Genomic DNA, 14025 nt, shown 5'->3' with positions numbered 1-14025 from the left:
ATTTACCCTCCGAACTCACTGCCTCTGACTTTGGAGAAAACCATATAATCAACCAGCGTACCTGTACTGTCCCGCCGCATCTTGCGCAGTATACCTTCCAGCGTATAACCCGCTCGTTCGGCTACTTTGGCACTTCGCACATTGCGGGCATCACAGCGGATCTCCAGCCGGTTCGCCTCCAGATGAGTAATGGCAAATTGCTCAATGCCTCTCACCGCTTCCGTCATCAAACCCTCACCAGCTCGCGATGTTCGAATCCAGTAACCGATCTCAAAACAGCGTGCATTCCAGTCAATGCGATGCAACCCGCTGCTGCCTACGAATTCATCCGTATGTCTATCACGCAAATGTAACATCATGTCGGTACGCTCCAGATATTGCAGCCTTGCTTTGCGAACAGTCACTTCAGACTCTTCCAATGAAGGGATTTTCTCGGCAAAAGGTAACCACAACCGCAGCTGCTCCGCACTCTCACGGACCGCTTCATTAACGGCTGCGCCATCCCCCCACTGCGGTGCTCGAATTGTGAGGCGTTCCGTGTGGAAGCTCTCGGGAATCGTTAACATGATCGGATTTAATGAAGACGATTCTGTCATCGTTATACCTACTCCTCTACCTGAAAAATAGAATCAATGATCAGCGGCAAATTATCCCTTACGGACACTGCACCGAATACGGAACGAGCGTGTACCCCCTGATCCCCGAATACCTCCATCATCAGATCCGAGAATCCATTCAGCACTTTATGATGCTCCTGATACGAAGCGGACGCATTGATGAAGCCTTGCACTTTAACCACTCTCTTTACCCGATCCAGTGAACCCAGCACATCTCGAACGACAGCAAGCACCTCCAATCCAGCGTTCCGGGCAAAATCATACCCCTGCTCTGTTGTGAAGTCTGATCCCAGTTTGCCACGTTCGGAGGTATCCGGTCCTTTCCCGGATACATACATAATTCCATTCACAATAACGGCATTGGCGTATTTCGCTGCGGGGGCACTGGCCTGTGGCAAAATGATCCCCAGTTCATTTAATCTCGCTTCAATCATCGTATATTCTCTCCCTCTTTTATGGTCCTCACGGAACCCGATTCCTTGTATTCCTGCCTATAAACTCTTGGTGATACCTGAACGGTACGTTTGAACATCTTGCCAAAATGAGAGAAGTTACTGAACCCCGCAAGCCAGGCGATGTCTGTAATGGATTCTTCACTTTCTCGCAGTAAACGCTGTGCTTCCTTCACCCGTAACAGATTCAGATAATCACTGAAGGTAAACCCCGTCGTTTGTTTGAACAATCGACTCAGATAATGCGGACTAATGCGAAACATGGCCGCCACCTCCGGTAATGTCAGTGGTTTCTGATAGTTCTCATTCAGGTAACGTACAACTGCCTGTGTCTTGGGATGAAGAACCGGCTCACGATCATCGGAGCTTAACCTGCCCAAGTGTTGATTACGATAGGCATGCAGCAACAATTCAATAGCCCGGTGACGGAGCAACTGGTTGCTTCCAGGTTGAGGACAAAGCATTTCATCCACCATTTCGCTAACCATCCGTTCTAGAACCTCAGTGACTTGAGATGGAAACCTTACAATAGGAATCTCCCAGCAAAAGGGTTCCTTCAAGCCTTCAACTAACTCCCCGGAAATAGCCATGGTTGCAAAAAGCTCAGGCTTCATATAGAGTACCATCCGTTCATGGTCAGGCATGCCACTCTCCAATGTTTTATGAACCGTATTTCGGTCAACAAACACCAGATCACCAGCCTTTACCCGGTAGGTCCGGTCCTTAATGAAATAGATACGCTCACCAGACAACAGGTAATATAACTCATAATGATCATGCAGATGGTCATCCGTCATCGAGAAATATCCAATGCGACGATCATATTCGATGTGCAGTAAGTCCGAGGGATCATGAAAATCTGCACTGAAAGGTTCTGTCATGTCGCCCTCTCTCCTTTTCATAAATTATAGCAAAATATGCGGCATTTGAAAGCGGTTACGCATAAAATGCGGCGAAAGAAGTACTCCCTTGTTATAGTCTAGAGCTATATTCAAGGAGGCGATAGACATGAGTAACAAGAAACGTTATGTTTTAGTCGGAACCGGCGGCCGCGCCGAATTTTTTTATGGTGCTTTGACCCGGGATTACAGGGATACATCCGAGCTTGTCGGCTTTTGTGATATAAATCAAATCCGTATGAACTACGCGAATCAACTGTTGAGGGAAAAGTACGAGTATCCTGAGGTACCCACTTATCCTGCAGATCAGTTTGATCAGATGATTGAGAACGAGAAGCCTGACTATGTCATCATAACGAGTGTTGACCGCACCCATCACAAGTACATCATTCGTGCGATGGAACTGGGTTGTGACGTTGTCACCGAAAAACCGATGACCATCGATGAGGAGAAATGTCAGGAGATTCTGGATGCTGTCAAGCGGACTGGCCAGAACGTAAGAGTCACCTTTAACTACCGTTATGCACCGCACCATACTAAGATTCGAGAACTTATTCTGAATGATACCATCGGGAAAGTCACTTCCGTTCACTTTGAATGGCTGCTGAATACCCGCCACGGGGCAGATTATTTCCGCCGTTGGCATCGGGACAAGCGTAATAGCGGCGGATTACTCGTGCACAAATCCACCCATCACTTCGATTTGGTGAATTTCTGGATTGGCTCGCAACCGGATACCGTGTTTGCATTTGGTGATCTGATGTATTACGGCAGAGAAAACGCAGAAGAACGCGGTGTAACGCAATTCTACAACCGGGCAACCGGCAACCCGATCGCAAAGGATGACCCTTTTGCACTGCATTTGGATTCAGACGCACATATGAAGTCCATGTATCTGGATGCCGAATCGGAAGATGGTTACCAGCGCGATCAGAGTGTATTTGGGGATGGCATCAACATTGAGGATACAATGGGTGTTCTTGTGAAGTATCGGAACAAAGCCATTCTGACCTACTCCCTCGTTGCCTACCAGCCATGGGAGGGTTATCGCATTGCCATTAATGGCACCAAAGGCCGGATTGAAATGAACATTGTGGAGCAATCCTATGTCAATTCATTGGGTGACAAAAGTAAAGAAGGTGCTTTAATCGGTAAAACGTTGCGGGTTCTTCCAATGTTTGATGCGCCATATGAGGTTGAAGTGGAAGAGAAAGCAGGTGGACATGGCGGAGGTGACCCGGTTCTGCTGAATGATCTGTTTGGAGAGCCTGTTGAAGATCCGTTCCATCGCGCTGCTAACCACGTGGACGGTGCCAGATCCATTCTGACTGGGATTGCTGCCAATCGCGCCATCGCGACAGGCTTGCCTGTCAACGTCAATAATCTGGTTCGTTTCTAAGTCTCCCAGGTCTGCACTATATAAGTTGAACTAAACATTTACACGAAACGGAGAGGACAGAAAGGACCTGAAGAAGCGGAGCGTTCGCCTTTATCCCCGGATTTCCCCTTTATAAAAGGAATCAAAAAAATCTGGGGATAACAGCGATCGGAAGGTTGTTCTGTCATCGGAGTGTGCAGTGTAAATATTCTTTAGTTCAATTTATATAGATTATTAATTTCATTTAAAGGCTGCGCATATCACGCAGTCTTTTTTTATATTTCTATAATTAATACTGCACGCAAGCTGACTCGGTAAGAACCTTGTCTCCGACTTCTATAACGGGACCGTTCGTATCTTTGAATCGAATCAATAAGCAGACACTGTGAGGAGGAACATATGACAGAAGAGATACTGGATCGGCTGCGCAACATTTCGATGATGGATCAAGTTCAGCCAGTTAAACCGGAAGATCAGCAGTTATTACAAGAATGGCATGCGTCGGGTATCCGGTTTGCGGCATCGGGCGGACAACTGGAAGCTACGTATTATGCAGCGGTGGAGAAATTGCTTGCTTGTATCCTGCCCATGGGAGACAACGATCCTATTTTACAAGAAGGTGGCATCTATCTGGGTTGTTGGTTAGAGAGCACAGGTACCATCAATGCGGAGCTGCTGTCTCGCCTGCTTCCTTCCGTGTCCGAAACAACATACCTCGCATTTGCCAAGCAGCAAAGAGAAGATGGATTGCTCCCGTATAAACTCACGGCAAACGGACCCTCTTTCCGGCAAATCCAGTTGGTAACTCCACTGGCACGCAGTGTATGGAACCACTATCAGCTTCATGGCAAGCACTCGTCTTTCCTGAACACCATGTATAAGGCTATGGTTCGTTACGATAAGTGGATTGCCCACAACCGTAATACCCGAGGAACCGGCTGTGTAGAGGCCTTCAGTACGTTTGACACCGGACATGACTTATCCCCGCGTTTCTGGCATGTTCCGGATACACCTTATATGAATGATGCTTCTGCCTATCACCCGGATTCTCCGATTCTGCCTTTTCTGGCACCGGATCTGACTGCCAATATCTATTGTCAGCGCTTGTATCTGTCCCGCATGGCTGAAGAACTGGGAGAATCGGGAACGGATTGGAAAGCAAAAGCCGAGTCTAGCCTGGAAAGTCTTTTCCGTTATTGTTACGACGAACAGGATATGTTCTTCTATGATCGGGATCGCAATGACGAATTGGTCAGAGTCCAATCCGATGTGTTGCTCCGCGTAATGGCCTGCGAGGTGGGCGACCGTGAATTGTTCGATAACCTACTGCGTCGGTACCTGTTGAATACAAGCAAGTTTTTCGCTAAATACCCGTTTACATCGATTTCAATGGATGATCCCAGATTTGATCCCTTTTCCTCCTATAACAGCTGGGGAGGGGCATCCAATTTTCTGAGTCTGATTCGGGCACCACACGCATTCGAGTATCATCATCGATATGTGGAGCTAACCTGGGTATTGCAGCCAATCTTGTCCGCGCTATCCAAAGATAAGCGATTTGGTCAGGTACTAAGCCCGTGGACCGGAGAACAAGGTTTTACCGAGACTTACTCCCCCTCCATCCTCTGTCTCCTTGATTATGTGGAGCGATTATGCGGAATTATGCCTGTTGGATCGAATCAGCTCTGGTTTACCGGACTGCTCCCCATCGACATGGATCATGGTGAGATCGTGTCTGGCAATACGGCTTATAGCCGAAAAGTCAACGGAGTAGGATATGAATTGGTCAACACGCCTGATCGCATGACGGTATATCTGGACGGCAAGGTTCATCTGGATGGCCCGTCAGGGATTCGACTGGTGACGGATCATAGTGGACATCTGGAAGGCATCATTGGAATGAGCGTCCGCACCGTCGAGGGGGAGCTTTACTATCAAGGAGAGTGCATCCCGATTCGGATCAAAGGAAATGAAATGCAGCGTTACGCCGATGGAAATTTGAAAACTGAACGCGATATTGGCATCATCCATCCTACGTATCGATAATTGTTTGTATACAAAAAGCGCAAGTTGCAGAGGTTTACTGCCCCTGCACTTGCGCTTTTCCCTTTTGCGCGTTTATATTTCTTTATTTCTTATTCATAAGGACACAAGATAGAAAAATTGACTACCACTTCGGAAATCATTCTCTCTCTGGTTACAGAGGAGATGAGTTTCACCTTACACCTTCCGTTTCCAAGCCGGGTGACGATAAAATTCAATCGTATCAATATAATTTACCGTGAACTGCTGTTCCACATCCGACAGGTTCAACAGTTTTCGGTCGATTTGCTTCATCCCCATGACCACATCATGCCTTAGCAGGTCCATCGCAATTTTGCCTACAAACCCGCCTTCCATCTCTTTATGTTTGGCACGGAACTCTTCATTGTAGATCAGTTCAGGCGTGAATGCCGCTTCAACGAATGCATTAACGAGCGTAAGCTCATTGCCATCCATCTGTACTGCCAGATAATAATTGCCACGCTCATCCTTAATGAGGTCTTTATACATCTCTACGATCATGTGAATCACTCCTCTATTATAAAAGAAACCCCGTTAGCCTTAGCGAACATGGGCTATCAAACGTACACCTTCCGACCCCGTGCCTTCATATACTAGGTACAAATGGCGAACGGAGGAATACTTATGAGCTGGCAGCATCTCCATACCGGAAAAACACTTCAGCAGCGCCTGGCAGAACTCCAGGGGCACCTTGCAGAACTGAATACTCCACTCTCCGGGTTGGAACCGGGACGTATTCGTCGTGTCTATCCAAGGCAGTTTATCAAAGTAAACCGTCAATTATTCATTCCTCTCAGTCTGAATTCCATTCGGGTATTTGATATTCCTCGAACACGGCGAGGCGTCAGAGTGGGAATCCGCACGACTTTCCCTTCCAAGAATGCATTTAACAATATCAGACTTGTGGGCGTGGGACTGGATTATCTTGAACTCCAGGGAAAAGGCAGAGTCCCTTCCCGTATATTATTTCCTCTCTCCAGCGTCGAGTCGATCTATCGGCCAACCACCGGAAGAAAAAACCTGAAACGGCCTTGTAGGCGGAAGTAAAGCTGGTTCTTTTCGCAAGCCATACAATGGTTCCCAAATGTCTGCATACGGGTGCTCCCTTCCAATATATAATTATAACCCATGCAACCACTTATCTGCTGAAGAATCATTTTATGTCAAAAAGCGGTGAGAACAGAACTGCTTCTGTATCTCACCGCTCAGCCAGTTACGGATCAAGCTGACCCTTCACATGTGTACATCAGATGCCTGTCCATACATCCTTGGCATAACGACCTTCCTGCTGAAGCTGATTAAGCCAATCTTCTGCTTCCTTCGCGGATTTGCCATGAATATCAGCGTATGACCGCTGGAGTGTAGCTTCCACATCAGGTGCCATCTTGCTGCCATCACCGCAGATATACAGATGCGCACCCTCTTCAAACAAAGGAATCAGATGCTGGGCATCGTCTCTCATCAGATGCTGTACATAACATTTATCCTCCCCGTCTACTCGGGAGAAGGCCGTATGAAGTCTCACAAGCCCTTCTTGCTGGGCTGCTTCCAATTCATTTTTGTACAGATAATCATGCTCGGGATTCCGGCATCCAAAGTACAGGTGGGCTTCGCCAACCTCTTGACCTTGTTCCTTCAATACATGCCTTGCTTGCAAGAAACCTCGGAATGGAGCAACACCTGTACCCGGCCCTACCATGATGACGGGAACCTGTGCATCCTCCGGCAGTTGGAACCCGGATTCCGGTGTCCGCGTGAACATGACGATCTCGTCACCCGACTTCAGGTTAGCCAGATAGTTGGACGCAATGCCTTTGTATTCTCCCTGTCCACTCCATGCCGGGGCGCGAACAACACTGACCGTAATACTCGCTTGATCAGGCTGAACACGCGGTGAACTGGAGATCGAATAATATCTGGCTTTTAATGAAGGCAATAATTCAAGGAAACGCTCAAACGGCAGTTCACATGCCTCATATTTCACCAGATAATCCAGCATGGAGATCCGTTTGTTCCGCACTTCATCCATATACACAGATTCATCAAGCAGCGCTTCAAGTTCTTTCTTATGCGGTGGACATACGGTGTATGCTGCCATTTCTCTCAACTGCGCACGCGTTGCAGCTTCCTGAAGCTCAACGCTATGACTGAGCAGATCATACAGGTTCACCGGTTGATGCAGCGGCAGATGCGCGGCACTGCGACCGGATGCATCCAGAACGAGATGCTCCGTTCCGGTGAATCCATAACGACGCAATACACGTTCCACCAGCTCCGGTGGGTTCTGCGGCAGAATGCCCAGGTGATCCCCTTCCTTGTAGGTTATGCCTTCTGGCAATTTGATCTCCAGGTGACGTGTGCTGCGTTCACTGCCCGCGTCGTGAAGCTCCCTGTTCTCAAGTACTTCTGCCACATGGGCATCATACGTATCCGCAAGCGGTGTTACGGCGAGCCCACTGACAAACTGTACAGATAGGGAACTGCGTTCGCTATTGGAGCTTGTGTTCAGTTTCAGTCCCATCGTTCGTGCGAGATCTGGCCATAATTGCTCTGTCCAATCCCCCACCTGTTTCTCAAAATCTCCACTGGCATCGGACTCACCCAGCGGTGATAACCGCTCTGCTCCTCTGGAAGATAACTGTTCATCTATTAAACGCGGAATACGCTGATAAGTGCTGGCCCAGTTGTGGTCACCGCATCCAAGAACGGCGAAACGCACACCCTTGAATTCATTCGCATCTGCATGTTCGATCCACTCGACAAACATCTTGGCATTACTTGGCGGCTGACCGTTATAGGATGCACTGACAATAATGACGGCACCCTCCTTTGGCAGTTTGCCAACACGATCATCCAGCGTAGCGACCTCACTCCGGAAACCCTGATATCTGGCGGTATCCGCAATTTCACGTGCAATGCCTTCAGCGGTACCCAGATTGGAACCGTACAGAACAAGCATCGGTGTGTGGTGAGCATTGGCTGCATCCGGCTCCGTTCTTTTGGCAACTGCCTTTGGTTCTTCTACCGCTACACCCGGAACGGCCATGACTGGCTGCCCGCCACGCGCACGTACACGAATTGTGAAGTTATCCGGTTTGAGCGTCAGCGTTTCTTTCACTTTTAACTGATAATCAGAATGATCTATGAAGTCAAAATGCTTCAACACCATGCCCAGTACCAGCGTTGCTTCCTGAAGTGCAAACTGCTGACCAATGCAGGCCCGTTGACCGTTACCAAAAGGTTTATAGGCATCATGCGGCACTTTGCTCGGATCTTCGAACCGTTCCGGGCGGAATTCCTCTACGTCGTCTCCCCAGGCTTCGCGGTCGCGATGCAGTTTGGGAATAAGTACACTGACGCTGTCTCCTTTTTGCAAAGGATATTGACCCGCAAGTACCGTGTCCTCTTTTGCATACAGAGAAAATGCCGGGGCCGTTGGCCATAACCGCAATGCTTCATTCAAAACCATGCGAACGTACTTCAGATTGCGAACCTGGTTGTACGTGGGAACCGGATCTTTCAGAATCTGATCCACCTCAGCTTGGGCTTTAGCCAGCGTATCCGGATTCTTCATCAGATAATAAACGGCGAAGGATAACAGCCCACTTGTGGTCTCATGTCCAGCAATCAGGAATGTAATAATCTGATAACGGATGTTCTCATCATCCAGTGTTTCTCCTGTCTCGGGGTCCTTGCCGCTGAGCATGTGGGACAACAGATCATCTGCGCCTTCCTGCGGTTTCTCTTTGCGTTCGGCAATAATGTGATCCACCAAGGAGAACATGGAACGGATATCCTGTTCAAACTGTTTCTTTTTGGTGATCATTAGCTTGTCTTGCAGACGTAGTCGCTGCAATGAACTCATGGATTCATCCAACGCACGAACCATGCTCGTAATGAATGGATGTGGTTCTTCCCGATAGAAGCTGTTAAACCGATAGTTGAACCCACACAGGCCAATCGTGTCGAGCGTAAGACGTGTCATATCATCCGGAACGTTAACTGTCTCATCCGGGTTCAATCGTGACCATTTCTGAACCAGCTGCACAGCCAGATCAATCATTTTGTTGTGATATCCCTGCATGGCACGTTGACTGAAACTTGGCAGCAGTACGTTATGGGCTTTTTTCCAATTCGGCTCCTCGGTCCAACTCGTAAATAGTCCATCTCCTGCAAATGCACGAACCTTCGCAAGGGGGGCCCACACACGTTTGTCGAATTTGGATTCATCTGTTACCTCGGCGACCAGTTCGTGACCTGAAATATACAATTCACTTCGCCCGGGGTACTCCATACGAAAGATCGGTCCATATTCTTCGGCAAGTTTCACCAAGGATTGCACCGGCTCTTCAAAATTCAATTGCGGCAGATTGCCCAGTGGGCCAAATGTTTTTGGTTGAGGCACTGAAATTGGTGGCATGACACTCACTCCTTCTTTCCAAGTTAAGAGTTCTACAACTAAAAAATTATGACTTGGTTTACAGACGCGATTACACTTACTCTTCAGATCAACAGATTCAAGTTATTTTTTGCACATTTTCATATTTCATCCAGATAACGATAAAACCATTTAAAGAACTAACTGACTGAAATGGTATATTGGTCATTTTTGATTAAAAAAAATGGATGACTTCGTTATCTTCTTTTACCCTAACATTTCCAGTTCCAATCTTCAACAGTCCCAAAGTCATAGGACCTCAGGACAGGGATTAAGGTATACTTATGAATTCTTTAATAGATTCTGAATAGCCAACTCCATCTCTAATGGAGCAACTGTCGTTTCATAACGGCCATGGACGTTACCACTGCGGTCAATCAGAAATTTGGTAAAATTCCATTTGATCCCGTCCCCTTGATACAATTCTGGATGCTTCTCCTTCACAAAAGTGTCCATCCACTGTCCTTCCTTTGTGTCCAGATCATAACCTTGAAACGGCGATTCTTCAATCAGGTAACGGAACAACGGATGCATCGATTGCCCAACGACCTCAACCTTCTCCAAGATTGGAAAGGATATCTGAAACTGACTCCTGCAATACTCGGCAATCTCAACGCTACTGCCAGGTTCTTTGTCGTTAAACTGATTACAAGGGAACGCCAGAATCTCCAGCCCCTGATCACCATATTTCTCATACATCTGCTGAAGTTCACTGAATTGCCGGGAGTAGCTGCACCGACTTGCTGTATTCACAATAAGCAGAACCTTTCCTTTATAAGCAGAAAAATCACCCTTATGTCCATCCATAAACGGAACTTGGTAAGAAAATATACTCATCTGTATTCATCCTCCTCTTTCTCTTTTGTACTCATATGAATTCTCTCTTGAGATGGATTATACACCTCCATTATTAATAGGTGAAATATATAATTAATATAATTTTAATAGTTTTTAACTATAGTAGACAAAATAAAAAAACTGTCCTTAGCAGTGAAATACTGCATCTCGGACAGTTATCAAAATCATCAAGTGCCATCACACTCAACACACCGTTAACCCATAATTAAACCATATACAATGCCTGGTCCGTGTACCCCAATGGTTAAATCATTTTCAATATCGGAAGAGCGGCTTGGCCCGGAAATAAAGTGGATGCCTGCCGGAAGATTCTCTCTCCCCGCTTCATCAAATCGATCCAGCGTCTCACCCAGTCTGGTGTACAGTCGATCTACTGGAATAATGATGATGAGTACCGTAGGCAAGAGACTGACCGAACGACCTTTTTCCGGTGAAGAAAGTACAGTGACCGAGCCTGTGTATGCTGTTGCATAATCCGCCATGACCACACCGATATCAGCCTCAGCTGCCCGAGCCTTCCAGTTCTCATCCGCCTGACTATTCCAGACTGAGATCTGTACATCCGGTAACTGCTCTTCCAATCCGAGATCCTGTAACGCCTGTTCATTCTGACGAATGATATATCTGGCACTCAGTTCATGAGACTTGTTGGCAATAAATTGAGATACTTCTTCCATGTTCTGAACCCGGGCGATGTGTGCGCCTACACTCACAAAGTTATCCGTAAATGCTTGAATACGCTTCTCTTCATCCCATTCCAGCTCAGTCCAAAAGTCGGGTGCTCCCCGAAAGGGTTGGGTCGGCGCATGTCGTTGCCTTGGTCTTCTCAATTTCGAAGCAATGTCATTCATGAACTGCTCCTGTTTCTCCATGGACTTCTTCTCCAATTGTGCAAGCCATTGCTGATGTTCAGTGACCATGCTTAGTACCCTCCCCTTCTTCTCGTTCACGAATAATCTGCTCCATACGGCTGCGAACGGAAGAATCCATGGCTGGTTGCTCCTGGTTCAGTTCCTGATCCAGCTTGTTCCATTGTTGCCGGAAGGATTTCTTGGCGAGGCTTGGCGCAACCCGATATTTGTTCCAGCCTTTAAGTGGACCCAATTTGAGAGAAATGCCGTTGTTGCGTACAACTGCCTTCTGCCCGATCTGTCCGAGACGTATGGCCGCACTGAAGCGTTTGGAATTGGATACAACAGCGGCAAATCCCTTCATGCCCATGCTTTCCATTTTGTTTCCATGACCGTCTTCCACTTTACGCCTGCGTAGATAAACGAGCATATCATGCAATGGAATTTTAACTGGACATGCTTCATAACAGGCTCCGCACAGACTCGAAGCACCCGCAATATCGTTCCATTCATCAATGTTGCCATTAAGTGCAGGTGTCAGTACTGCGCCAATTGGACCACTGTATGTTCCACCGTAGGCATGACCTCCAATATGACGATATACCGGGCAAGCATTCAGACAAGCACCACAGCGAATACAATTCAGCAACTCCTGGAATTCAGGATCACCGAGCTGTAAGGATCGACCGTTGTCCACGATAATAATGTGCATTTCATCCGGTCCATCCGCATCCGCTGTTCGGCGAGGACCTGTGATGCCTGACATGTACATCGTTAATTTCTGACCTGTTGCGGAGCGTGGCAACAAGGTTGCCATGACCTCCAGATCCGTCCACGACGGGATGATCCGCTCCATGCCCATCAGTGTAATCTGCGTTTTTGGAACAGTGGATACCATACGGGCGTTGCCTTCATTTTCGAACAAAACCATGGAACCTGTCTCTGCAATCGCAAAATTGCAGCCGGTCATGCCGATATCTGCTTCGAGGAACTTCTCGCGCAGCTTTTTGCGAACAAATCCGGCAAGTACCGTTGTGTCCGGCTCCAGAATTTCGCCCGCTTCCTTCGATAACAACTCTGCGATCTGATAGCGGTTCTTATGGATCGCTGGAATGACAATATGAGAAGGAGCTTCGCCTGCCAGCTGAATGATGTATTCACCCAGATCGGTCTCGATGGCTTCAATGCCAGCCGACTCCAGCACATGATTCAGATGTACTTCCTCCGACACCATCGATTTGGACTTCACCACCGTAGAAGCCTGCTTGTGCGCCGCAATATCCAGCGCAATCGCCGCTGCTTCCACCGATGTATCTGCAAAATGAATATGAACCCCGTTCGCACGAGCATTATTCACAAACTCATTCAGATAATAATCAAGATACGCAATGGTATGCAGACGAATCTGACGTCCACGCTCCCGCCATTCATCCCAGTTTCCATGTTCTTCTGAGGCAGACTTCTTCCCGTTACGCAATCGTTCTGTCGTGAATTTGACCGCTTTACGCAGAAAATCATCATTCAAGGCCAGTCCGGCACGTTCTTTGACCGTCGTATCCATAACTCCCGGTTGGCTCATCCTGTTCGCACCCCCTCATACAGTAGTTCCGCCAGATGCATCACACGCACCGGTTCATTCCGATAACGCAGATTACCTGCGATATTCATCAGACAGGCCATATCCAGCCCAACCAGTACTTCGGCTTGTGTCTCTTTGACATGATCGACTTTTTCCGTAACCATCGCTCCTGAAATATCGGACATTTTGATGGCAAACGTACCCCCAAACCCACAACAATCCTCAGCAAATGGGAGTGGAACCAATTCCAGTCCTTTCACCTGAGAGAGCAGCGCCATCGGTTCATCCTTTACACCCAGCAGACGGCTGCCATGACAGGATGGATGATAGGTTACTTTGTGCGGAAAATGTGCGCCCAGATCGGTTATCCCGAGTACTTTAACGAGAAATTGAGTAAACTCATAGGCTTTGGCTTCCAATCGTTTTGCCTTCTCCAACCATACTGGTTCATCCGCGAACAGCTCGGGATAATGATGAATCATATACGTACACGATCCCGAAGGGCATACCACAAAATCACTGTCGTCAAACGCTTCAAGAATCGTTTTGGCTGCTACCCGAGTCTCATCCCAGTACCCGCTATTGTAGGAAGGCTGACCGCAGCAGGTCTGCACCGGCGGGAAATCCAGCCGAACGCCATGAGCGGCGAGCAATCTGACCATGGCTTCCCCCACTCGGGGATAGATGGCATCGCTGAGGCAGGTAATGAATAAGGAGACCTTCATAATTACACGCTCCTATTAACTGATTAGTAGATGAATTGACTAAGAATATTTACACTGGACACTCCGATGACAGAATAACCTTCCGATCGCTGTTATCCCCAGATTTTTTAATTTACTTTTTAAAGGGTGAAATCCGGGGATAAAGGCGCAGTATATGCTTCCGA

At 47.7% G+C, this 14025-nt stretch carries 12 protein-coding genes; 3 read left to right on the top strand and 9 right to left on the bottom strand.

Going from position 1 to position 14025, the window contains the following annotated elements; translation table 11 throughout:
• Window positions 1-2: 2 nt before the first annotated feature.
• From MKY66_RS12475 to MKY66_RS12465, 3 genes are read right to left on the bottom strand one after another with little or no spacing between them, the layout of a single operon-like run.
• Window positions 3-596, bottom strand: coding sequence for a GNAT family N-acetyltransferase (locus MKY66_RS12475; protein WP_076217143.1), 594 nt, complete (start codon window positions 594-596; stop codon window positions 3-5).
• 8 nt (window positions 597-604) lie between these two features.
• Window positions 605-1051: a RidA family protein gene (locus tag MKY66_RS12470; protein WP_047842646.1), complete on the bottom strand. Its 447-nt coding sequence runs from the start codon at window positions 1049-1051 to the stop codon at window positions 605-607.
• Window positions 1048-1950 carry an AraC family transcriptional regulator gene (locus tag MKY66_RS12465; protein ID WP_076217144.1) on the bottom strand — a complete coding sequence of 301 codons (903 nt, stop codon included), beginning with the start codon at window positions 1948-1950 and terminating at the stop codon, window positions 1048-1050. The genes MKY66_RS12470 and MKY66_RS12465 overlap by 4 nt, the downstream gene beginning before the upstream one ends.
• 127 nt (window positions 1951-2077) lie before the next feature.
• Here MKY66_RS12465 and MKY66_RS12460 point away from each other — a divergent pair, with 127 nt between their 5' ends.
• Window positions 2078-3367: a Gfo/Idh/MocA family oxidoreductase gene (locus tag MKY66_RS12460; protein WP_076217145.1), complete on the top strand. Its 1290-nt coding sequence runs from the start codon at window positions 2078-2080 to the stop codon at window positions 3365-3367.
• A gap of 378 nt (window positions 3368-3745) precedes the next feature.
• A complete protein-coding gene (locus tag MKY66_RS12455; RefSeq protein ID WP_076216109.1) occupies window positions 3746-5392 on the top strand; it encodes a hypothetical protein in 1647 nt (548 codons plus the stop codon).
• Window positions 5393-5566: 174 nt separating this feature from the next.
• Here the strand turns inward: MKY66_RS12455 and MKY66_RS12450 are convergent, their stop codons facing one another.
• Window positions 5567-5911 carry a hypothetical protein gene (locus MKY66_RS12450; RefSeq protein WP_076216112.1) on the bottom strand — a complete coding sequence of 115 codons (345 nt, stop codon included), beginning with the start codon at window positions 5909-5911 and terminating at the stop codon, window positions 5567-5569.
• A gap of 123 nt (window positions 5912-6034) precedes the next feature.
• Between MKY66_RS12450 and MKY66_RS12445 the strand changes: the two genes are divergently transcribed.
• Window positions 6035-6457, top strand: coding sequence for a hypothetical protein (locus MKY66_RS12445; protein ID WP_076216115.1), 423 nt, complete (start codon window positions 6035-6037; stop codon window positions 6455-6457).
• Between the two features lie 199 nt (window positions 6458-6656).
• Here MKY66_RS12445 and MKY66_RS12440 read toward each other — a convergent pair whose 3' ends face one another.
• The 5 genes from MKY66_RS12440 to MKY66_RS12420 form a co-directional block, all read right to left on the bottom strand.
• Complete coding sequence (locus MKY66_RS12440; RefSeq protein ID WP_076216118.1) at window positions 6657-9830, bottom strand: bifunctional cytochrome P450/NADPH--P450 reductase; 3174 nt, start codon at window positions 9828-9830, stop codon at window positions 6657-6659.
• 300 nt (window positions 9831-10130) lie between these two features.
• Window positions 10131-10685: a glutathione peroxidase gene (locus tag MKY66_RS12435; RefSeq protein WP_076216121.1), complete on the bottom strand. Its 555-nt coding sequence runs from the start codon at window positions 10683-10685 to the stop codon at window positions 10131-10133.
• 215 nt (window positions 10686-10900) lie between these two features.
• Window positions 10901-11626, bottom strand: coding sequence for an LUD domain-containing protein (locus MKY66_RS12430; protein ID WP_017688925.1), 726 nt, complete (start codon window positions 11624-11626; stop codon window positions 10901-10903).
• The gene (locus tag MKY66_RS12425; protein WP_076216139.1) at window positions 11616-13136 is read right to left on the bottom strand and encodes a LutB/LldF family L-lactate oxidation iron-sulfur protein; all 1521 of its coding nucleotides are present in this window, start codon (window positions 13134-13136) and stop codon (window positions 11616-11618) included. Before MKY66_RS12425 ends, MKY66_RS12430 begins: the two co-directional genes overlap by 11 nt.
• On the bottom strand, window positions 13133-13861 hold the full coding sequence (locus MKY66_RS12420) for a (Fe-S)-binding protein (protein ID WP_076216142.1): 729 nt from the start codon (window positions 13859-13861) through the stop codon (window positions 13133-13135). Before MKY66_RS12420 ends, MKY66_RS12425 begins: the two co-directional genes overlap by 4 nt.
• Window positions 13862-14025: the final 164 nt, after the last annotated feature.

Source organism: Paenibacillus sp. FSL R5-0766 (assembly GCF_037971845.1).
GTDB lineage: Bacteria > Bacillota > Bacilli > Paenibacillales > Paenibacillaceae > Paenibacillus.
The sequence above is the reverse complement of the archived record's forward strand: the minus strand, read 5'-3'. Positions and strand labels throughout refer to the sequence as shown.

Excerpts from the sequence above, each read along its gene's own strand:
- MKY66_RS12475 (WP_076217143.1), bottom strand. The coding sequence starts at position 596 with ATGACAGAATCGTCTTCATTAAATCCGATCATGTTAACGATTCCCGAG.
- MKY66_RS12470 (WP_047842646.1), bottom strand. The coding sequence starts at position 1,051 with ATGATTGAAGCGAGATTAAATGAACTGGGGATCATTTTGCCACAGGCC.
- MKY66_RS12465 (WP_076217144.1), bottom strand. The coding sequence starts at position 1,950 with ATGACAGAACCTTTCAGTGCAGATTTTCATGATCCCTCGGACTTACTG.
- MKY66_RS12460 (WP_076217145.1), top strand. The coding sequence starts at position 2,078 with ATGAGTAACAAGAAACGTTATGTTTTAGTCGGAACCGGCGGCCGCGCC.
- MKY66_RS12455 (WP_076216109.1), top strand. The coding sequence starts at position 3,746 with ATGACAGAAGAGATACTGGATCGGCTGCGCAACATTTCGATGATGGAT.
- MKY66_RS12450 (WP_076216112.1), bottom strand. The coding sequence starts at position 5,911 with ATGATCGTAGAGATGTATAAAGACCTCATTAAGGATGAGCGTGGCAAT.
- MKY66_RS12445 (WP_076216115.1), top strand. The coding sequence starts at position 6,035 with ATGAGCTGGCAGCATCTCCATACCGGAAAAACACTTCAGCAGCGCCTG.
- MKY66_RS12440 (WP_076216118.1), bottom strand. The coding sequence starts at position 9,830 with ATGCCACCAATTTCAGTGCCTCAACCAAAAACATTTGGCCCACTGGGC.
- MKY66_RS12435 (WP_076216121.1), bottom strand. The coding sequence starts at position 10,685 with ATGAGTATATTTTCTTACCAAGTTCCGTTTATGGATGGACATAAGGGT.
- MKY66_RS12430 (WP_017688925.1), bottom strand. The coding sequence starts at position 11,626 with ATGGTCACTGAACATCAGCAATGGCTTGCACAATTGGAGAAGAAGTCC.
- MKY66_RS12425 (WP_076216139.1), bottom strand. The coding sequence starts at position 13,136 with ATGAGCCAACCGGGAGTTATGGATACGACGGTCAAAGAACGTGCCGGA.
- MKY66_RS12420 (WP_076216142.1), bottom strand. The coding sequence starts at position 13,861 with ATGAAGGTCTCCTTATTCATTACCTGCCTCAGCGATGCCATCTATCCC.